Raw genomic sequence first — 266 nt, 5'->3', positions numbered from 1 at the left:
AAAAGGTCCACGGAGCGGCAAGGTCGATGGTATGCGAAAAGTAGCTGCGGTTGTTGTTGCTTACAATCGCGAAGTCTTGTTAGGTAAATGCCTCGCTGCACTGCAGAAGCAAACTGTTCCATTGCAGCACATAGTGGTAGTAGACAACGCCAGCACAGACAATTCGCTGCAAGTAGCTAAAGCTAGTGGGGCAGAAGTAGTTTCCTTACAAGAGAACACCGGCGGTGCCGGAGGGTTCACAGCAGGCATTGCATCGGCAATGGGCC

At 51.9% G+C, this 266-nt stretch carries 1 protein-coding gene; it reads left to right on the top strand.

Annotated elements, in window-relative coordinates:
* Positions 1-31 precede the first annotated feature (31 nt).
* On the top strand, positions 32-266 hold a 235-nt coding region (locus QP381_RS09085), incomplete at its 3' end, for a glycosyltransferase (protein WP_285068693.1).

It is taken from the genome of Pauljensenia sp. UMB6358 (assembly GCF_030216865.1).
GTDB classification, from domain to species: Bacteria; Actinomycetota; Actinomycetes; order Actinomycetales; family Actinomycetaceae; genus Pauljensenia; species Pauljensenia turicensis_A.
This window is presented reverse-complemented; position numbering and strand designations above follow the sequence as displayed.